The organism is Amycolatopsis heterodermiae, from assembly GCF_034929455.1.
GTDB classification, from domain to species: domain Bacteria; phylum Actinomycetota; class Actinomycetes; order Mycobacteriales; family Pseudonocardiaceae; genus Amycolatopsis; species Amycolatopsis heterodermiae.
The window spans coordinates 666,795-686,566 of record NZ_JAYFSI010000001.1 but is presented as its reverse complement, the minus strand read 5'-3'; the positions used below and the strand labels follow the sequence as shown (position 1 = coordinate 686,566).

Sequence of the window (19,772 nt, the reverse complement as noted above, 5' to 3'; positions counted from 1 at the left end):
CAGTCAAAAAATTACTCGCTATTCGGGCTTCTCGTACGCCTTGTACGCCCATTGTGTGAGCCTGATGCAGGCGCTTTCACTCGGTACGGTTCTCTATCCATGACGCAAAATGCATTCCTCAATCGAACGTGGTAGAACCCCGAAGCCGATCTTGTGAATACGCCGGGTCAGGGAATTGTTCAAGATCAATCCGACGGGTGGGTATCGTTCGAGACCGCGGCTACGCAGAGCCACCGTCACCGGGCGTTGATGTCGGACGACCGACAGTGAGGTGACGATCTGGCGAATCACCGGGTTGGCTTCCTGCGCGATCACCGATTCGTAGGTACCTTCCGAGATGAGGGCACGCGATCCGTGCGGGTCCTCGCGGGAGGCCCTGGTCGTGACGGTGATCGAGGGGGCGGCGCAGCCGCCCACGAGACGCACGAGGGGGCCGGCACCCGGCCCTCGTGGCCGCGCCGCCTGACAGCTCGTCAGGCGGAGTGGTCCAGCCAGGGAGGTGCCCGGCCCAGCGAGTGCGGGCGTGAGGTGCACACGCCCTCGAGGGAGATGCCGTCGTGACTGCGCAGCGTTTGCCCCGTAAGGCCTCTGGCCGTTCTTCGACCGGTGCCTCTGGCCCGGAGAAAGCCTCGACCTCGCCCGAATCCCAGCAGCACATGTACGTGCTCGACACGTCGGTCCTCCTTTCGGACCCGTGGGCGGTGACCCGCTTCGCCGAGCATGCAGTCGTGCTTCCGCTGGTCGTCATCAGTGAACTGGAGGCGAAGCGCCACCACCCGGAGCTCGGCTGGTTCGCCCGGGAATCCCTGCGCATGCTCGACGACCTGCGCCGGCAGCACGGCAGGCTCGACGCGCCGCTCCCCATCGGGGACCACGGCGGCACGCTGCAGGTGGAGCTGAACCACTCGGACCCGACGGTGCTCCCGGTCGGGTTCCGCACCGACTCCAACGACCACCGCATCCTCGCCTGCGCGCTCAACCTGGCGGCGGAGTTCCCGGCGGTCACCCTGGTGACGAAGGACATCCCGCTGCGGGTGAAGGCGGGTGCCGTGGGCCTGGAGGCCGACGAGTACCGCGCGCAGGAGGTCACGCCGTCGGGCTGGACCGGCATGGCGGACGTCGACGTCGAACAGGACGTGCTGGACACGCTGTTCGCCGGCGGCACCGTCGACCCGGTCGAGTACGGCATGGACGAGCTCGCCGAGCTGCCCTGCCACACCGGGCTGCGGCTGCTCGCGGGCAGCTCCAGCGCGCTGGGGCGGGTCACGGCGGACAAGCGCATCCGGCTGGTCCGCGGCGACCGCGAGGCGTTCGGCCTGCACGGCCGCAGCGCCGAGCAGCGCGTCGCGCTCGACCTGCTGCTCGACTCCGACGTCGGCATCGTCTCCCTCGGCGGCCGCGCCGGCACCGGCAAGTCGGCGCTCGCGCTGTGCGCCGGGCTCGAGGCCGTGATGGAACGCCGCCAGCACCGCAAGGTCGTGGTGTTCCGGCCGGTCTACGCGGTCGGCGGCCAGGACCTCGGCTACCTGCCCGGGTCCGAGAGCGAGAAGATGCAGCCCTGGGCGCAGGCGGTGTTCGACACCCTCGGCGCGCTGGTCAGCCAGGACGTCCTGGACGAGGTGTTCGACCGCGGCATGCTCGAGGTGCTGCCGCTGACGCACATCCGCGGCCGCTCGCTGCACGACACGTTCGTCATCGTCGACGAGGCGCAGTCACTGGAACGGAACGTCCTGCTCACGGTGCTTTCGCGGCTCGGCACGGCGTCGCGGGTGGTGCTCACGCACGACGTCGCCCAGCGCGACAACCTGCGGGTCGGGCGGCACGACGGCGTCTCGGCGGTGATCGAGAAGCTCAAGGGCCACCCGCTCTTCGCGCACGTCACGCTGACGCGCTCGGAGCGCTCGCCGATCGCCGCCCTGGTCACCGAGATGCTGGAGGACCACGGCTGACCGCGAGGTCGTGAGTGCGTAACAGTGTTAGAACACTGTTACGCACTCACGACCGTCACCAGCCTGAGGGGAGCGGGCGGCCTTCCGCGAAGCCGGCCGCCGACTGGACGCCCAGGACCGCGCGCTCGTGGAACTCTTCCAGGGTGCGCGCGCCCGCGTAGGTACACGACGACCGGACGCCCGAGCCGATCGAGTCCAGCAGGTCCTCCACGCTCGGCCGCGCCGGGTCGAGGGACATCCGCGACGACGAGATGCCCTCCTCGAACAGCGCCTTGCGCGCGCGGTCGAACGAGCCGTCGGTGCGCGTCCGGGCGCCCACCGCGCGCTTCGACGCCATGCCGAACGACTCCTTGTACGGCCGGCCCTGCTCGTCGAAGCGCAGGTCGCCGGGGGATTCGTAGGTGCCGGCGAACCACGAGCCGACCATCGCCGCGGACGCACCGGCGGCCAGCGCCAGCGCGACGTCACGCGGGTGGCGGACGCCGCCGTCGGCCCAGACGTGCTTGCCCAGCTCGCGTGCGGCGGCCGCGCACTCGGCGACCGCGGAGAACTGCGGGCGGCCCACGCCGGTCATCATCCGGGTCGTGCACATCGCGCCCGGCCCGACACCGACCTTGACGACGTCCGCGCCGGCCTGGATCAGGTCGCGCGTGCCCTCGGCGGTCACGACGTTCCCGGCGACCACCGGGACCTGCGGCGACACCGACCGGACGGCCTTCAGCGCGGCGATCATCTTCTCCTGGTGACCGTGCGCGGTGTCGACGACCAGCACGTCGACGCCCGCGGCGAGCACGGCCTCGGCCTTCGCCGCGACGTCGCCGTTGACCCCGACGGCGGCCGCGACGCGCAGCTTGCCGCCGTCGTCGACCGCCGGGGTGTAGATGCCGGCGCGCAGCGCGCCGACCGCGGTCAGCACGCCCGCGAGCTTGCCGTCGGCGTCGAGGCCCAGCGCGAGGTGCGCGCCCTGGGCGTGCAGCAGCTCGAAGACCTCGCGCGGCGCCGTGTCCAGCGGGACGACGACGGTCGGCGGCTGCGCGACGTCGGCGAGCCGCGCGAAGCGGTCGACGTTCGCACACGCCGCTTCGGTGACGATGCCGGCCGGGCGGCCTTCGCCGTCGACGACCACGACGGCGCCGTGGGAGCGCTTGTGGACCAGGTTGAGCGCGTCGGCCACCGCGTCGCCGCCGGTCAGCACCAGCGGCGTGTCCCAGACGGTGTGGCGGCTCTTCACCCAGCCGACGATGTCCGCGACGGCCGCGCTGTCGACGTCCTGCGGCAGCACCACCAGGCCACCGCGGCGGGCGACGGTCTCGGCCATCCGGCGGCCGGCGACGGCGGTCATGTTCGCCACGACGATCGGGATGGTGGCGCCGGTGCCGTCCGCGGTGGACAGGTCGACGTCGAAGCGGGACTCCACGTCCGAACGGTTCGGCAACAGGAACACGTCGTCGTAGGTCAGGTCGTGGGCGGGCCGGTGGCCGTCGAGGAAACGCACGAGTCCCCAGGCTACGTGGCTCGCCGGGAGACGGCGAACGCGGCCGGGTGCGTGGGAGGATCGGGGCATGAGCCGCCGCGACCGGGACGCCGAGGGACGCGCACGCAACGCACGGCCGCGCGACGGCCTCGGCCGGCCGCTGCCGTACGGCGCCGACGGCGTCGAGCGGCAGCCGGAGGGCATCGTCCGGACTCCGGCGCAAACGCTTGCGGAAGCGCAACGGCTGCTCGACGACGGCAAGCCGTTCCACGCGCACGAGGTCTTCGAGGACGCCTGGAAGACGTCGGACGGGCCGGACCGTGAGCTGTGGCGCGGTCTCGCGCAGCTCGCCGTCGGCTTGACGCACGCGGCCCGCGGCAACACGGCCGGCGCGGCGTCGCTGCTGGAGCGGGGCGCGGTGAACATCGAGCCGTTCCGGGGCGACCCGCCGCACGGCATCGACGTCGCCGGCCTGCAGCAGTGGGCGCGTGACCTGGTCGAACAGGCGAAGCAGCAGGTCCGCGTCGAGCCCGTACCGCCGCGGCTGACGTGCTGACCGCGCTCGGGGCCGCGGTCATCGCGGCGGTGGCGTCGCTGGTCGGAGTCACGCTGGGGGCGCTGGTCGAGCCCCTGAAGCTGAACGCGGCCCGCCGCGTGAAGCAGCGCCAAGAGCGTGCGGACCGGTGCGGCGCGTTCATCGAGGCCGCGGCCCGGGCCCGGCAGCACCTGGTCAGCTACAACGTCATCCACCGCCTGCGCGAACTCGGCGAAAGCACCGAGGCCGACGTCGAGCGCGAAGCAGGGTACGAAGACTCCTATTTCACCGTGCGGGCGGAGATGCGGTCGCTGTACGGGCTCCTGGTGATGAGCGGGCCGGACGAGCTGGTCGAGGCGGCCAGGAACGTGCGGCAGCAGGACATGGACCTGCACGACGTGCGGCACGAGCTGGACGAAGACCGCAAGTTCGACCGGCGCTTCCTGCCGGCCGCCGTGCGGACGGCCGTGGTCGCGCTGGACCGGGCGATCGAGGAGTTCGCCCTCGTCGCCCGGAAGCACACTTCCTAGGGCTGGTCCCAGCCGGTCGACGCGGTCTTCTCGGCGCCGAGCGTCGTGCCGTCGCCGTGGCCCGTGTGCACCTTCGTGGCGTCCGGGAGCGAGAACAGCTTCTCCCGGATGGACTTCACGATCGTCGGGTAGTCCGAATAGGACCGTCCGGTGGCGCCGGGGCCGCCTTGGAACAGCGTGTCGCCGGTGAACAGCACGCCGAGGTCCTCGGCGTACAGGCAGACCGCGCCGGGCGCGTGCCCCGGGGTGTGGACGACGCGCAGCTCGGTGCCCGCGACGGTGATCACCTGGCCGTCCGCCAGCTCGCCGTCCGGCGCGCGGTCCGGGTGCGTGAGGTCCCAGACGACCCGGTCGTCCGGGTGCAGCAGGATCGGCGCGCCGGTGGCCTCGGCGAGGGCCGGGGCGGCGTTGACGTGGTCGTTGTGCGCGTGCGTGCAGACGATCGCGGCCAGCTTCCGGTCGCCGACGACGTTCGCGATCGCCTTCGCGTCGTGCGCGGCGTCGATCACGATCACCTCCGCGTCGTCGCCCACGATCCACACGTTGTTGTCGACGTCCCAGCTGCCTCCGTCGAGCTCGAAGACACCAGAGGTCACCAGGTTCTGCACGATCGCCGTCATGGGCCCGACCCTAGTGGCCCAGGCCTCCGCCAGCTCGCATACCGTCGGTATCTACTTTCGGGTAGCCTTGCCCGATGATCCGCGACCTGCTGGCCGAACCGCTCGAGCTGCGCTGCGGCGACGTCCTGCCCAACCGGCTGGTCAAGTCGGCGCTCAGCGAGCAGCTCGGCGACCGGCGCAACGCCCCGACCCGCGAGCTGGCGCAGCTGTACCGGACCTGGGCCCGCGGCGGCGCCGGCACGCTGATCACCGGCAACGTCATGGTCGACCCGAGTGCGCTCGGCGAGCCGCGCAACGTCGCGTTCAGCCCGGATCCCGCTGTCTACCGGCCGTGGGCCGAAGCCGTGGCGGGCACCGGGACGCGGTTGTGGGTGCAGCTGAACCACCCGGGGCGGCAGAGCCCGCGTTACCTGTCGCGGCAGCCGGTTGCGCCGTCCGCCGTGGCCTTCGGCGATCGAGGCGTCCGTACCGCTTTCGCTGCTCCGCGGGCCCTGTCTGGCGAAGAGATCGAAGCGATCATCGAACGCTTCGGCGTCGCGGCGCGCACGTTCGTCGAGGCGGGCTTCGCGGGTGTGCAGATCCACGGCGCGCACGGCTACCTCGTCTCCCAGTTCCTCTCGCCGCTGACCAACCGGCGGACCGACGCCTGGGGCGGCGACGCCGTCCGCCGCCGGCGGTTCCTGCTCGAGGTCGTGCGGCGCGTGCGCGACGTCGTCGGGGACCGCGTCCCGGTGTCGGTCAAGCTCAACAGCGCCGACTTCCAGCGCGGCGGCTTCACCGAGGAGGAGTCGCTGCAGGTCGTCCACGCCCTCGGCGAAGCCGGGCTGGACCTGCTGGAGGTTTCCGGCGGCACGTACGAGAAGGCCGCGATGATGGGCTCGGGCCGGGCGAGCACGCAGGCGCGTGAGGCCTACTTCCTGGACTACGCGGCGAAGGCGCGCAACGTCTCGGACGTCGCGCTGATGGTCACCGGCGGCTTCACCACGCCCGGCGGGATGGCCGACGCGCTGAGCTCCGGCGAACTCGACGTCGTCGGGCTCGGCCGCCCGCTCGTCGTCGATCCCGGGCTGCCCGCCCGGCTGCTGGCCGGCGAGGACGTCCAGGCTCAGCGGCGCTGCCCGAAGACCGGCATCCGGCTGGCCGACAGCCTGCTGGAGATCCAGTGGCACACGCGCCAGATGCACCGGATCGCCGCCGGGCGGCCGGTCGACCGGCGTGGCGCGGCGCTGACCCTCGTGCAGGCCGGGATCACCGACGGCCTCAACGCGTTCCGCCGCGTCCGCGCCTAGACGACCTCGGGCTGCGGCTCGGCGGCCGCGGCCCGCTGCAGCGCGCGGCGGTGGAACGACCGGTCGACCAGGAAGATGGCGGCCGCGAGCACGGTGAAGAAGACCCCGATGGCGATGCAGTTGAGCGTCACCCGGCCGTAGCCGTAGGTGGCCGCGTCGACGAACGGGTACGGGTAGAAGCCGGTGATCGCGCCGCGCACCAGCGTGAACGCGAGCCAGACCGCCGGGTAGAGCAGCGACCACCACACGGTCGGCCAGGTCAGCGAGCCGCGCGGGCCGGCGACGAGCCAGCCGAGCACGAACACGATCGGCGTCACCTTGTGCAGCATGGTGTCGGCGAACAGCGAGAGCCCGTGCAGCTCGTAGAGGCCGGAGAGGGCGACCTGGTAGACGATGCCGGTCACGATGATGCCGGCGAGCGCGTCGAGCCAGAACACGCGGAACGGCCCGGTGACGCGGGCGGCGCCCAGCGCGACCATCAGCGAGGTCACGGCGACCAGCAGGTTCGAGTCGATCGTGAAGAAGCAGAACATGTTCGCGATCCGCGCGGCGGCCGTGCGGTACTGACCGGTGGTGTCGCCCGCGGTGGCGATCACCTGGCTGACCAGGCCGGTCAGCGCGACCACGGCGATGACGGCGAACGAGACGCGCGTGAGCTTCGAACCGTGCATCCCCGGAGAATACCGGCTGGTAACCGCCGGGGGATCCGTTGTGGATCACTCGATCGAGTCACGTCGCCCGGACGCGCCCCGGTGCTGTGCGGCACCGGGGCGCTCGGTCGTCAGGCGGTGGTGAGGGCGTCCCGGAGGGTGGTGAACGCCTCGTACTCGGCCTTCTGCTCGACGGGCAGCTGGTAGCCGGCGGCGAGGAGCTTCGGCACGGAGGGCAGGATGCTGAGCTTGAAGCTCTGGCCCTCCGTCGTCTTGATCACGAACCGGCCCTGCAGATCACGCTTCTTGACCGACGCCCGGTTCGTGTCCGTGATCGTCAGCGGAGTGCCCGCCGTGACCGTGCCGCTCTTTTCCTCGAGCGGCACGATCACGACGTCGGTCTGCCCCGGCCGGAAACCCACCGCGAAATTGCTGACGGTGGTGGTGCGGAAAACGATGAAGTTCTTTTGCTTGATTTCCGCGGCGTACACCTTCGTGTAGCTCGTCCCGTCGGTGACGGCCGCGTCGAAAGCGGCGTGGATCGACGCTTTCAGCTGCTCTTTGCTTGCCACTGCTACTCCTCCATGACCGCTCGGGGACTGAGCGGCCTTCCAAGGAGCAGCATCGTACTGACCGGCAACCCCGCGTTCTGTGGGGAAAATTCCTGTCATGATGCAGCTTTTAATGCGTCGAATACACCGAACAACTGCGTTTCCGGTGAATTGTCAGCGGAGGGCCTTCACCAATGCGGGAACGAAGACCGAAGCGTCGACCGTGCCCCAGCCGCTGGCGATGTCGAAGCCCTTCGCCGCGGTGAATCCGGTGACACCGTCCTGGCTGTTGTCACCTTCGGTCACGTCGATGATGCCCGCCTTGGTGCCGGCCGGGCCGAGCTTCGTGTACAGCGCCGGGTTGATCTGGCCGAGCTTGCCGCCCTTGGCCTGCACGGCCAGCGCGAGCACGCCGGCGAACAGCGGCGCGGACTGCGACGTGCCGAACACGCCTTCCATGCTGATGTCCGGGAACGAGCGCATCTTGCTGCTGGTGATCTTCTTGACGCCGTCCTGCCAGTTCGGCCGCGCGTACGTCTTGGAGAGGCCCGCACCCTCGGAGAAGCCGTTGTCGGCGACGTTCACGACGTCGTCCGGCTTGGTGCGCGCGCCGGCCGAGTCGAGGTGCAGCTGGGTGCCGCCGAGCGTCGTGACGCGCGGGTCGGACGCCGGCCAGCTCGCGACGCGGTACGGGTAGTTGCCGGGGCCGTAGAGGTAACCGCCGGTCGGGCCGTCGTCACCGGAGGAGGCGACCATCGTGATGCCGGCCTTGCTCGCGCGCTCCAGCGCCGGGTCGAGCGTCTTGATCGAGTCGAACGACGGGAAGTTCTCCTCGGTCGTGCCGAAGCTCATCGAGATGACGTCGGTCAGCTTGTGCTCGGTCATGTAGTCGACCGCGTGCATCATCTCGGGCAGGCCGGTGAAGCCCTGCGTCTCGGCGACGGGCGTGGCCGCGACGATGATCTTCGCGTTCGGCGCCAGGGCGTGCATCATCGTGACGTCGAGGTCGGTCTCGCCGCCCCAGCCCTGGCAGGTCGCGGTGTCGACCCCCGGGTCGGTGCACGCCGGCACCGGGCCGGACGGCTGGATGACCTCGACGTTCGCCGGCGGCAGGCCGTGGTTCTTCGAGTAGGTGTCGAGCACCTGCTTGACCTGGTCGTCGCCGAACGACACCAGCGTCGCGACGGTGCTGCCCGCGCCGGTGATGCCGTTGTTCCACAGCTTCGTCGCGTTGTAGGCGGTGCTCTCCTTCGGCAGCGTCGCCATCGCCGCTTCCAGCTTCGCGACCCGCTTCTGCACGGTGTCCGCGCCGACGAACGACTGCGCGGCCGCCGAGAAGTGGTGCTTCGACGGCTGGTGCCCGGCGTTCGGCGTGCTCGGCACCGGCGTCGCGCCGGCGGGTGCCGCGAACGCCGTCACGAGCAGGGTGGTGCTCGCGAGCAAGCCGGCGGCAGCGCGCAGTCTCATGCTTTCTCCCTGGGCCGAAGGAAACTCCGTCAGCCACTCTGGTCACGACGGGGAGAAGGCAACATCGACTTTCGTCTTTCCTTTTAGGAGGAAAGCACCGCGAAGACGCTCGATGTCGTGATCACTACTTTCGTCGTCAGCTCCTTTCGGGGGTGGGTTCGGGCATCACCTGTGATTGAGCGGGCATCTCGCGTGATTGAAGGGGCATCACACGTGATTGGAGGGTCGACACACGTGATTGGAGGGTCAACACGCGTACGCAGAAGGACGACTCGCGTACCTGGCTGGACGACACGCGCACCCAGGTGGACGACACGCGTACTTGGGCGGACGACACGCGTACCCAAGTGGACGACTCGCGTACTTGGGTGGACGACTCGCGTACGCAGGTGGACGACTCGCGTGGTGGGAGGGTTGGGGCGTCGTCAGCTCCCTTCCGAGCGGTCGCCGTGGAGCAGGCCGCGGACCGTGTCGATCGTGTCGGCGTCGCCGGCTTCCTTGTCCGGGCGGTAGCGGACCACCCGGGCGAAGCGCAGCGCGAGGCCGCCGGGGTAGCGGGTGCTGATCTGGGCGCTGTCCAGCTCGATCTCCACCACGATCTCCGGGCGGACGTACACCGTCCAGTCGTCGCGGTGGGTCTCGATCTCCTGGAACGTCGTCGTCTGCCAGGCGAGCAGCTCGTCGGTCATGCCCTTGAACGTCTTGCCCACCATGATCGGCGGCCCGCCGTCCGGGTCGCGGGCACCGAGGTGCAGGTTCGACAGCGAGCCCGTGCGCCGCCCGTGGCCCCACTCCGCGCCCAGCACCACCAGGTCGATCGTGTGCACCGGCTTGACCTTGAGCCACGCCCGCCCGCGCCGCCCCGCCGCGTACGTCGACGCCAGGTCCTTGACCATCACGCCCTCGTGCCCGGCCTCCATCGCCGCCTCCAGCACCTCGGCCGCGCGCGAGACGCCCACCTCGCCGGGGATCACGTGCGCCCCGGCGACCTTCCGCAGCGCCGCGTTGCGCTCCGACAGCGGCGAGTCCAGCAGGTCGACGCCGTCGAGGTGCAGGCAGTCGAAGAAGTACGGCCGCAGCAGCAGGGCCTTCACCTGCTCGTCGCGCGTGCTGCCGAACCGGCTCAGGGTCTCCTGGAACGGCCGTGGCCGGCCGGCGTCGGTCAGCGCCAGCGTCTCGCCGTCGAGCACCACCGACTCGCACGGCAGCGCCCGCACCAGCTCGACCAGCTCCTGCACGCTGGCGGTGATCTCGCGCAGCGTCCGCGTCCAGACGTGCACCTGGTCGCCCCAGCGGTGCACCTGGATCCGCGCGCCGTCCATCTTGTACTCGACGATCGCCTCGTCGTGTTCGGCGACGGCCTCGTCCAGCGACTCCGCCGGCGACGCCAGCATCGGTTTGATCGGCGTGCCCAGCGTCAGCCGGAACTCCGCCAGCGCCGCCTGCCCGCCGGTCAGCGCCGCGACACCGGTGGTGCCGAGCTTGCCCGACAGCATGAACGCCCGCCGCACGTCCACGGCCGGGACGTCGGCCGCCGCCGCGACGGCGTCGACCATCACGCCCTCGAGCGCGCCCTGGCGCAGCTCACCCGTGACCAGCCGGAACAGGAACTGCTGCTCGGCCTCGGTGAGCCGGACGAACAGCGCGCGCAGCACGTCTTGCCGCCGCGTCGACGACCCACTGCCCGCCGCCACACCGGCCGCCGAGGTCAGCGCTTCGTCGACGTCCAGCACCGTGACCACCGGTTCCGGAGCGGGTGCCGCGCCGAGCCCGGCCAGGGTGCGCCAGCCCGCACCCAGCCTGTCCTGCGCGGTCTGCCCCGTCAGGTACGCGATCACCACGGGCAGCTCCGCGACGTCGGCCGCGCGCAGCAGTTCGGCCAGGAGGGCGATCTTCGCCTTCCTGGACCTCGTCGCCGCCAGGTCGGCGGACGCCCGGACTATCTCGGTGAGCAACACCCGGACATCATGACCCGGACCACCGACAATTTCCTGCTGATCAGATGTCCGGCCTGGTGCAGAGGGGGTCGAGCAGGCCGTCCTTGGCCACGCACGGCGTGTACCCGGCGTCCTGCAGCTCGGCCCGCGCGGTCGGGCTCGCCAGGTAGTCCAGGAACCCCTTCAGCACGCTGCCGTTGTCCGGCACGCCCTTCGTGTACAGGTACTCGACGGTCCAGAACCGGTACCCGGCGCCGACCGTCGTGACGTCGGGGTAGTGACCGTCGAGCTGCACGACACCCAGCTGCTGGTCGCGAGCGGCTGCGGTTTTGGCCGCCGGGACGTCGGCGTACCCGATCGCCCCCGGCACCGCGCTGACCTCGGTGAGCACCTCGGCCGTCGTCCCGCGTTCGCAGCGCGTGGTCGCCGCCGACGGGTCGCGCTCGGGCTTGCGGCACGAGTCCGACGTCAGCCGGTCCTCGGCGCCGCCGAGCACCTTCTGCTCGAACGTCTTGCGCGTGCCCGACTCCTGGCCGCGCCCGACGATCCCGATCGGCACCGACGGCCCCGGCCGGATCTGGTCCCAGTTTCGCACCCGGCCGCTGAAGATGTCCTTGACCTGCTGGGTCGTCAGCCGGTCGACGCCGGCCGCGCGGTTGACGACCAGCGTGTAGACGATCACCGCGACGGCCTTCGCCTCCAGGTCCGCGCCCGCTTCACCCGAGCGTCCGTCCGACAGCACGGCCAGCGCGTTCTTGCCCGCCGCGTCGACGGGGGCGAGCGCGCGGACGCCGGTGACGCTGCCGGTCGCGCGGGTCGTGACGGCCGCGCCGTCGCACTGGGCGTGGTACTCGGCGGCGACCAGGTCGATGATCGGCACGAACGCACTCGACCCCTCGACCGACAGCTTCCCGGTGGCGCAGAGCGCGGTCTCGCCGGACGGCCGCGACCACGACACGAGCAGCGTCGCCAGCAACGCGCCGGTCAGCAGCACGCCGACCGCCGTCGTGACCACCGGCCAGGTGACCCGCCGCTGCTTGCGGTCGTCCTTGATCCGGCCGGCGGCGAGCCGGGCGTGGTGCTCGATCTCCTTGCTGATCTCGCCGTCGTGGCCGTCGGACTCGCGCAGCACGACGACGAGCTTGAACTTTTCCTTGCGCTTCAAGGAAAGCCGGGCGAACCGGACGCCGTGCCACTCGGGCGCTTCGGGCGCGGGCGTCTCCGCGAACCGCTTGGGCAGCCACGCGCGCACCCTCGCCAGCTTCGCGCCCTCGACCGGCCGTTGCGGGGTCTCGCGCGTGAAGAACTCGAGGCCGTCGCGGACGTGCTGGCGCAGGCCGTCGTCGGTCGCGTCGGACACCCGCGCGTCCCAGACGATCCGGCTGCCGAAGGTGAACGACAGCGGGATCTCGAAGTCCTCCGGCGCGATGTCGAAGCCACCGGTGTTGCGGACCCGGATCACCACGACGCTCATCCGGCTCAGCAGCCGCGCGGTGCGCTCCAGCTGCGGATCCGCCTGCGCCGAACCGTTCTCACCGTCGTGCAGGTCGATCGGGGAGAGCCCGATCTTCGAGTTGTAGAGCACCCGGAACGCCAGCCGGCGGCGCCGGATGAAGTAGCGGTCCACGAACGGCGCGGCCATCGCGACCAGCGCGGCGAGGCCGAGGACGAGACTGCCCGAATCCGAGCTGAGGATCTCGGCGAGTGACTGCATCGTCGCGCCGACGCCCACCGTGCCGCTCCTCTACCCCCGACTCCCCAGGTAGAGCAGCGTAGGCAGCCGTCACAGACCGTGGGGGTGCGACGGCCGAGTGTTCACCGGTCGTTCACCGCTGGGGGCCTCGGCGATCCAGCTGGCCAGCAGCCGCAGAGCGCGTTCGGACTCCGAGCCCGGCTCGGCGTGGTAGATGACCAGGCCCTGGTCGGGGTCGTCGGGCAGGCGCAGCGTCTCGTAGCGCAGCCGCAGCTCGCCGACGACCGGGTTCACCATCAGCTTCCAGCCCTGCGCCTTCTCCTGCACGTGGTGCTCGGCCCACAGCGTGCGGAACCGCGCGCTGGCCAGCGACAGCTCTCCGATCAGCTGGGCGAACTCCGGGTCGCCCGGGTGCCGGCCGCTCTCGGCGCGCAGGTTCGCGACGAGCTCGCGGCACACCGAGTCGTACTCGGGGTGCAGCTGCTGCGCGCGCTCGTCCAGGAAGAACAGCTTCGGCATGTTGCGCTCGTCGAGCTTGCCGAAGTCGAACGCGACCGCGCCGCCGAGCGCGTTCCACGCCAGCACGTCCAGGTAGCGGCCGAAGATGAACGCGGGCGCCTGGACGGCGTCCAGCATGAGCTGCAGCTCGGGCCGGACCCGCTGGGGCCCGCGCCGGTCGCGGCGCTTCGGTGCGGCGAGGTTGCGCAGGTAGGACTCCTCGTCCGGCCGCAGCCGCAACGCGCGGGCCAGCGCGTCGAGGATCGCCTCCGAGACGTTCTTCGCGCGGCCCTGCTCCAGCCGCGTGTAGTAGTCGACGCTGATGCCGGCCAGCTGCGCGATCTCCTCGCGGCGCAGCCCGGCCACCCGGCGCCGGGTGATGCCCTGCGGCAGGCCGACCTCGTCCGGCTCGAGGGCGGCGCGACGCGCCTTCAGGAAGGCGCCGAGCTCGGCTGCGTCACTCATGTCCTCCAGTATCCCCGGCTCACGGCGTCCAGCCTGGTACTGCCGGACCCAGGCTGGAGGCGGCCTGGCTCGGCCCCGGAACCGCTCGCAGGGTGGAGGCATGAAACGACGAATTCTGGGTGGTACGGGGATCTCGGTCAGCGAGTACGCGTTCGGCGCCATGATGCTCGGCGAGTGGGGCAACCCGGACCACGAAGAGGGTGTCCGGATGCTGCACACCGCGCTCGACGCCGGGGTGAACTTCTGGGATACCGCAGACATGTATTCGGGTGGCGAGAACGAGCGGATCGTCGGCAAGGCGTTGAAGGGCCGCCGCGACGACGTCGTGCTCGCCACCAAGGGCTTCTTCCAGATGGGTTCGGACCCCAACCAAGGCGGCCTTTCGCGGCGCTGGCTGACCCGCGCGCTGGACGACAGCCTGCGGCGGCTCGACACCGACTACGTCGACCTGTACCAGGTCCACCGGCCGGACCCGGCGACCGACATCGAGGAGACGCTCTCGGTGCTGTCGGACTTCGTGCGGTCCGGGAAGGTGCGCGCGGTCGGGTCGTCGGACTTCCCGGCCGAGCAGATCGTGGAAGCCCAGTGGGTGGCGGAAAAGCGCGGCCTGGTGCGGTTCCGCGCCGAGCAGCCGCCGTACTCGATCTTCAACCGCGCGATCGAGGCCGCTGTGCTGCCGACGGCGCAGAAGTACGGCATGGGCGTGCTCACGTGGAGCCCGCTGGCGAGCGGCTGGCTGTCCGGGCGTTTCGTGCGACCGTCCGATGTGGACCTTTCCGAAGGCCGCCGGACGTTGCAGGCGCACAAGTTCGACCCGGCGCTGCCCGCGAACGCGGTCAAGTTCGAGGCCATCGCGCAGCTGAAGAAGATCGCGGACGACCTGGGCCGTCCCCTCACGCACCTGGCGACGGCGTTCGTCCGGGCCCACCCGGGCGTGACGTCGGCGATCATCGGCCCGCGCACGCCGTCCCAGCTCGACGACCTGCTGGCGGGCGCCGACCTGGAACTGGACGACGACGTGCTGGACCGGATCGACGATATCGTCCCGCCGGGCACGGACCTGAACTCCGCGGAGAAGGACTACACCCCGCCGGCGCTGGCGGACAAGCACCTGCGCCGGCGGTAGCGCCTCACTTGCCGCCGCGGGCCATGCGGAGCACGTCGAGGGCCTCGTCGAGCTGTGCCTCGGTGAGCTTGCCGTCCTTGACGTAGCCGCGTTCGATGACGACCTCGCGGATCGTCTTCAGCTCCTTCAATGCCTGCTTCGCGACCGCGGCGGCCTCTTCGTAACCGATGTACTTGTTCAGCGGCGTCACGATCGACGGCGATCCCTCGGCGTACTGCCGGGTGCGCTCGACGTTCGCCGTGACGCCGTCGAACACCTTGTCCGCCAGCAGCCGCGAGACGGCGGCGAGCAGCCGGGCCGACTCGAGGACGTTGCGGGCGATCACCGGCAGGTTGACGTTGAGCTGGAAGTTGCCCGCGGCGCCCGCGAAGGCGACGGCAGCGTCGTTGCCGATCACCTGCGCGACGACCTGCAGCGTCGCCTCCGGGATCACCGGGTTCACCTTGCCCGGCATGATCGACGAGCCTGGCTGCAGGTCCGGCAGCGCCAGCTCGCCGAGGCCGGTGCGCGGGCCGGAACCCAGCCAGCGCAGGTCGTTCGCGATCTTGTTGAGCGACACGGCGAGCGTGCGCAGGTGCCCGGACGTCTCGACGACGCTGTCCTGCGTCGCCTGCGCCTCGAAGTGGTCACGGGCCTCGACCAGCGGCAGCCCGGTGACGTCGGCGAGCTCGGCCGCGACGGCCGCGCCGAAGCCGTCGGGCGCGTTCAGCCCGGACCCGACGGCGGTCCCGCCGATCGGCAGCTCACCGAGGCGTGGCAGGCCGGACTTCAGCCGTTCGATGCCGAACCGGACCTGCGATGCCCATGCGCCGGCCTCCTGGCCGAGCGTAATCGGCACGGCGTCCATCAGGTGCGTGCGCCCGGACTTCACGACGTCCGCCCACTCCGCGGCACGCGACTCGATGGCGCCGGCGAGGTGCTCGAGGGCCGGGATGACGTCCTTGAGCACGGCTTCGGTCGCGGCGACGTGGATGGTCGTCGGGAAGGTGTCGTTGGAGGACTGCGACGCGTTGACGTGGTCGTTGGGGTGCACGTCCCGGCCGAGGGCTCGGGTGGCCAGGGTCGCGATGACCTCGTTGGCGTTCATGTTCGACGACGTCCCCGAGCCGGTCTGGAAGACGTCGATCGGGAAGTGCACGTCGTGGGCGCCTTCGGCGACCTCGTCGGCGGCTTTCGCGATGGCCTCCGCGACGTCGGCGTCGAGCACGCCGAGCTTGAGGTTCACGCGTGCGGCAGCGGCCTTGAGCAGGCCGAGCGCGCGGATCTGGGCACGCTCCAGGCCCCGGCCGGAGATGGGGAAGTTCTCGACGGCCCGCTGCGTCTGAGCCCGGTAGAGGGCGTCGATCGGTACGCGGACCTCGCCCATCGTGTCGTGTTCGATCCGGTATTCCTGGTCAGCCATGACATCGATTCTGGACCTGTTCGGAGGTTGCCGCGTGGTGGCGTTGCGCACCTCTTTGGTGGGTGGGATCGGGGTTGGGTTCGCCGGTCTTGGGGTGGGGTACGAACGGTCCTTTCGTGCTCGGGTGGTGGCGGTGCGGGTGGCCCGTTGGTGCCGGATCGGTCGCGAACGGTCCTTTCGTGCCAGTGCGGTGGCGGCGCGAGTGGCCCGTTGGCGCTCGGGTTGGGGTGGTGCGAGTGGCCCGTTCGTGTCGGTTCGGTCGCGAACGGTCCGTTGGTGCCTAGTAGTGGTGCGCGAACGGTCCGTGGGTGCCTGAGTGTGGTGGGGCACGAACGGACCTCTCGTGCTCGAGCGGTGGTGGCGCGAGTGGCCCCGTTGGTGCCGGATCGGTCGCGAACGGTCCGTTGGTGCCCGGCGGGTGGGGCACGAGAGGTCCGTTCGTGCCCGGTGGTGGGGCGCGAACGGGCCGTTGGTGCTCCGGCCATGTGGCGCGAAAGGTCCGTTCGCGCCAATAAGGCGGCGAGCGGCCCGTTCGTGCCGCCCCGCCCGGACCCGCGCGAGTGGCCCCTTCGCGCCCGAGCGGCCCCGTCGCGAGCGGTCCGTTCGCACCTAAACCGGCGCGAAAGGACCGTTCGCGCCGGCCCAGCGAGCCCACCCGAGGCCCGCCGCGCAGTGGCGTTGACCACCTACCAAGCCTCGCGAGGCTAGGATCGGGATGTGTTCTCGATCACCGCCATCCACCACTGGCTGGAGCGAGCATGACTGAAGCTTCTGGTGACTCCTACGACCTCGTGATCATCGGCGCGGGCCCGACCGGCCTCTTCGCCGCCTACTACGCGGGGTTTCGCGGCCTGTCGATGGCCATCGTCGACTCGCTGCCGGAGCCCGGTGGGCAGGTGACCGCGATGTACCCCGAGAAGATGATCTACGACGTCGGCGGGTTCGCCGCGGTCAAGGGGCGCGACCTCGTCGACGGGCTCGTCCAGCAGGCCGCGCCGTGGAAGCCGACCTACCTGCTCGGGCGCAAGGCCGAAAAACTCGAGACCCTCGAAAACGGCGTCGAACTCACCCTTGACGGCGGCGCGACCCTCAAAGCCGGTGCCGTGCTGATCACCGCGGGCATCGGCGAGTTCACCCCGCGTCCGCTGCCCGCCGGCGACGGCTGGCTCGGGCGGGGCATGGTGCACTTCGTCCCCTCACTGCAGGCGCACGCGGGTCAGCACGTCGTGGTCGTCGGGGGCGGTGACTCGGCGTTCGACTGGATCCTCGCGCTGCACCCCGTCGCCGCGAGCGTGACGCTCGTGCACCGCCGCGCGAAGTTCCGCGCTGCCGAGTCGATCGTGCGGCAGGCCCGTGAGCTCGGCACCCGGATCATCACCGACGCCGAGGTCACGGCGTTCGTCGAAGACGCGAGCGGCGCGCTCGTGGCCGTCGACGTCTCGGTGAAGGCCACCGGCGAGGAGCGGCTGCCGGCCAACGCCGTCGTCGCGGCGCTCGGGTTCACCGCCGACCTCGGGCCGATCGAGAGCTGGGGCCTGGAGATCGACCACCGCGCGATCGCCGTCGATTCGACGATGGCGACCCCGCGCGAGCGCGTCTACGCGGCCGGCGACGTCGCCGCGTACCCGGGCAAGGTCAAGCTGATCGCGACCGGCTTCGGCGAGGCCGCGACGGCCGTCAACAACATCGCCGTCGCGCTCGACCCGGACGCGCACCTGTTCCCGGGCCACTCGAGCAACGCCGAATGACTCAGGCCTTCGTCTTCTCCGCGATCCACGGCGCGTACGCGACGACGGACGTGTAGATCGACGGCGCCGTCGCGCACACCGGGTCGTCGTTGCCCGGGCGGCTCGTGACGCCGGCCAGCAGCCAGTGGTCGCCGTCGCGGACGACCTCCGGGCCGCCGGAGTCGCCGAAGCACGCCCCGGCCTTGCCGCCCGGGTTGTCCGTGCACAGCTCGGCCGTGCCGTCGAACACCGACGTGCACTTCGTGCCCTCGACGATGTGCGTGTCGAGCTGCTGGAGCGTCGTCGGGATCTGGCCGCAGTTGACCTTCGGGCAGGTCTGGCCCCAGCCGAGGATCCGCGTGGACGTGCCGGGTGACGCCGTCGAGGCCAGCGCGATCGGGGCCGCCTTCGCCGGCGAAGCGAGCCGCAGCAGCGCGATGTCGCCCGCCGGGTTCTGCGTGTCGAAGGCCGGGTTGACGATGATCTCGCCCGCCTGCGCGACTTCGCCGCCCTGCCCGGAGTCATTTGACCCCAGCCGCAGCGACACCGCGGACGGCGCCTTGTCGAAGACGCAGTGCGCGGCCGTGACCACCCAGCTCGGGGCGATCAGCGCGCCGGCGCAGAACAGCTTCCCGGACGCCGAGTGCAGCGACACCGCGAACGGGTAGGGCTGGTCGGCGACGGCGCCGCCGACGATGCCGGGTTCGGCCGAGGCGGTGCCCGGGACCAGGACGAGGGTGAGGACCGACAGCAGTGCCAGCAGTCGCCTGGTCACGGATCTCCTTCGCTTACGGCAGCGGGGGCACCACGTCGTCGTCGGCGACGTCCAGGTTGCCGTCGAAGTTGACCGACGAGTACGCCCGCAGCTTGTTGAGCCGGTGGTAACCGTCGATCATTCTGACGGTCCCGGACTTGGACCGCATCACGATGGACTGCGTCGTCGCGCCGCCCTCGCGGTAGTGGACGCCGCGCAGCAGGTCGCCGTCGGTGACGCCGGTGGCGCAGAAGAACACGTTGTCGCCGGTGACCAGGTCGTCGTTCAGCAGGACGCGGTCGAGGTCGTGGCCGGCGGCGATGGCCTTCTCGCGCTCGGCGTCGTCCTTCGGCCACAGCCGGCCCTGCAGCTCGCCGCCGAGGCACTTCATCGCGCAGGCCGCGATGATGCCCTCGGGGGTGCCGCCGATGCCGATCAGCATGTCGACGCCGGTGGTTGGGCGGGCCGCGGCGATCGCGCCCGCGACGTCGCCGTCGGAGATGAACCGGATCCGCGCGCCGGCGTCGCGGATCTCCTTGATGATCTGCTCGTGGCGCGGCCGGTCGAGGACGCACACGGTGACGTCGCCGACGCTGCTCTTCTTCGCCTTGGCGACGCGCCGGATGTTCTCCGCGATCGGCGCGCCGAGCTCCACCTTGCCCGCGGCCTCCGGCCCGACGGCCAGCTTCTCCATGTAGAACACCGCGGACGGGTCGAACATCGCGCCGCGCTCGGCGACCGCGAGCACCGCGAGGGCGTTGGGCATGCCCTTGGCCATCAGCGTGGTGCCGTCGACCGGGTCGACCGCGACGTCGCAGTCCGGCCCGTCGCCGTTGCCGACCTCTTCGCCGTTGAACAGCATGGGCGCTTCGTCCTTCTCGCCCTCGCCGATCACCACGACCCCGCGCATCGACACGGTCGACACCAGCTGGCGCATCGCGTCGACGGCCGCGCCGTCCCCGCCGATCTTGTCGCCGCGGCCGACCCAGCGGCCGGCCGCCATCGCGGCGGCCTCGGTCACCCGGACCAGCTCCATCGCGAGGTTGCGGTCGGGCGCTTCACGGCGTTGTGGGGCGCTGGGGGTCGTCATGCGGGCCTCCCGGAA

The 19,772-nt window shown here is 71.0% G+C and carries 18 protein-coding genes; 6 read left to right on the top strand and 12 right to left on the bottom strand.

The features are described from left to right. Positions 1 to 93 precede the first annotated feature (93 nt). Complete coding sequence (locus VA596_RS03290) at positions 94 to 426, bottom strand: hypothetical protein (RefSeq protein ID WP_323323445.1); 333 nt, start codon at positions 424 to 426, stop codon at positions 94 to 96. Positions 427 to 656: 230 nt separating this feature from the next. Between VA596_RS03290 and VA596_RS03285 the strand changes: the two genes are divergently transcribed. Then, on the top strand, positions 657 to 1,949 hold the full coding sequence (locus VA596_RS03285; RefSeq protein ID WP_323323443.1) for a PhoH family protein: 1,293 nt from the start codon (positions 657 to 659) through the stop codon (positions 1,947 to 1,949). A 55-nt stretch (positions 1,950 to 2,004) separates the two neighbouring features. On the opposite strand, the gene guaB1 is transcribed toward VA596_RS03285, so the two are convergent. After that, positions 2,005 to 3,444, bottom strand: a complete 1,440-nt coding sequence (gene guaB1, locus VA596_RS03280) for a GMP reductase (protein WP_323323441.1) — start codon at positions 3,442 to 3,444, stop codon at positions 2,005 to 2,007. Positions 3,445 to 3,511: 67 nt separating this feature from the next. Between guaB1 and VA596_RS03275 the strand changes: the two genes are divergently transcribed. Together VA596_RS03275 and VA596_RS03270 are read left to right on the top strand one after the other, a co-directional pair. Then, a complete protein-coding gene (locus VA596_RS03275) occupies positions 3,512 to 3,979 on the top strand; it encodes a DUF309 domain-containing protein (protein WP_323323439.1) in 468 nt (155 codons plus the stop codon). Then, positions 3,973 to 4,488 carry a hypothetical protein gene (locus tag VA596_RS03270; RefSeq protein WP_323323437.1) on the top strand — a complete coding sequence of 172 codons (516 nt, stop codon included), beginning with the start codon at positions 3,973 to 3,975 and terminating at the stop codon, positions 4,486 to 4,488. Before VA596_RS03275 ends, VA596_RS03270 begins: the two co-directional genes overlap by 7 nt. On the opposite strand, the gene VA596_RS03265 is transcribed toward VA596_RS03270, so the two are convergent. Next, complete coding sequence (locus tag VA596_RS03265) at positions 4,485 to 5,108, bottom strand: MBL fold metallo-hydrolase (RefSeq protein WP_323323435.1); 624 nt, start codon at positions 5,106 to 5,108, stop codon at positions 4,485 to 4,487. The two genes, VA596_RS03270 and VA596_RS03265, sit on opposite strands and share 4 nt — an antisense overlap. Positions 5,109 to 5,182: 74 nt before the next feature. Here VA596_RS03265 and VA596_RS03260 point away from each other — a divergent pair, with 74 nt between their 5' ends. Beyond that, positions 5,183 to 6,397 carry an NADH:flavin oxidoreductase/NADH oxidase family protein gene (locus tag VA596_RS03260; RefSeq protein ID WP_323323433.1) on the top strand — a complete coding sequence of 405 codons (1,215 nt, stop codon included), beginning with the start codon at positions 5,183 to 5,185 and terminating at the stop codon, positions 6,395 to 6,397. Here the strand turns inward: VA596_RS03260 and VA596_RS03255 are convergent. From VA596_RS03255 to VA596_RS03230, 6 genes are all read right to left on the bottom strand, one after another. Then, positions 6,394 to 7,068: a Pr6Pr family membrane protein gene (locus tag VA596_RS03255; protein ID WP_323323432.1), complete on the bottom strand. Its 675-nt coding sequence runs from the start codon at positions 7,066 to 7,068 to the stop codon at positions 6,394 to 6,396. The genes VA596_RS03260 and VA596_RS03255 overlap by 4 nt on opposite strands. Before the next feature lie 110 nt (positions 7,069 to 7,178). Then, a complete protein-coding gene (locus VA596_RS03250; RefSeq protein ID WP_323323430.1) occupies positions 7,179 to 7,619 on the bottom strand; it encodes a hypothetical protein in 441 nt (146 codons plus the stop codon). 153 nt (positions 7,620 to 7,772) lie between these two features. Beyond that, positions 7,773 to 9,065, bottom strand: a complete 1,293-nt coding sequence (locus VA596_RS03245; RefSeq protein WP_323323428.1) for a S53 family peptidase — start codon at positions 9,063 to 9,065, stop codon at positions 7,773 to 7,775. A 425-nt stretch (positions 9,066 to 9,490) separates the two neighbouring features. After that, the gene (locus tag VA596_RS03240; RefSeq protein WP_323323426.1) at positions 9,491 to 11,023 is read right to left on the bottom strand and encodes an ATP-dependent DNA ligase; all 1,533 of its coding nucleotides are present in this window, start codon (positions 11,021 to 11,023) and stop codon (positions 9,491 to 9,493) included. A 40-nt stretch (positions 11,024 to 11,063) separates the two neighbouring features. Then, a complete protein-coding gene (locus VA596_RS03235; protein WP_323323424.1) occupies positions 11,064 to 12,734 on the bottom strand; it encodes a PstS family phosphate ABC transporter substrate-binding protein in 1,671 nt (556 codons plus the stop codon). A gap of 51 nt (positions 12,735 to 12,785) precedes the next feature. Then, the gene (locus VA596_RS03230; protein ID WP_323323421.1) at positions 12,786 to 13,658 is read right to left on the bottom strand and encodes a helix-turn-helix transcriptional regulator; all 873 of its coding nucleotides are present in this window, start codon (positions 13,656 to 13,658) and stop codon (positions 12,786 to 12,788) included. A 100-nt stretch (positions 13,659 to 13,758) separates the two neighbouring features. Here VA596_RS03230 and VA596_RS03225 point away from each other — a divergent pair, with 100 nt between their 5' ends. Beyond that, entirely contained in the window at positions 13,759 to 14,784 is a 1,026-nt protein-coding gene (locus VA596_RS03225) for an aldo/keto reductase (RefSeq protein ID WP_323323419.1), read from the top strand. Between the two features lie 4 nt (positions 14,785 to 14,788). Here VA596_RS03225 and VA596_RS03220 read toward each other — a convergent pair whose 3' ends face one another. Further along, positions 14,789 to 16,186: a class II fumarate hydratase gene (locus tag VA596_RS03220; protein WP_323323417.1), complete on the bottom strand. Its 1,398-nt coding sequence runs from the start codon at positions 16,184 to 16,186 to the stop codon at positions 14,789 to 14,791. 758 nt (positions 16,187 to 16,944) lie between these two features. On the opposite strand from VA596_RS03220, the gene VA596_RS03215 reads away from it, so the two are divergent. Then, positions 16,945 to 17,934 carry an NAD(P)/FAD-dependent oxidoreductase gene (locus VA596_RS03215; RefSeq protein WP_323323415.1) on the top strand — a complete coding sequence of 330 codons (990 nt, stop codon included), beginning with the start codon at positions 16,945 to 16,947 and terminating at the stop codon, positions 17,932 to 17,934. Between the two features lies 1 nt (position 17,935). Here the strand turns inward: VA596_RS03215 and VA596_RS03210 are convergent, their stop codons facing one another. Then, positions 17,936 to 18,688, bottom strand: a complete 753-nt coding sequence (locus VA596_RS03210; RefSeq protein WP_323323413.1) for a S1 family peptidase — start codon at positions 18,686 to 18,688, stop codon at positions 17,936 to 17,938. Positions 18,689 to 18,701: 13 nt separating this feature from the next. Continuing rightward, positions 18,702 to 19,757 (bottom strand): class II fructose-bisphosphatase, encoded by a 1,056-nt coding sequence (glpX, locus tag VA596_RS03205; RefSeq protein ID WP_323323411.1) that lies wholly within the window; start codon positions 19,755 to 19,757, stop codon positions 18,702 to 18,704. Positions 19,758 to 19,772: the final 15 nt, after the last annotated feature.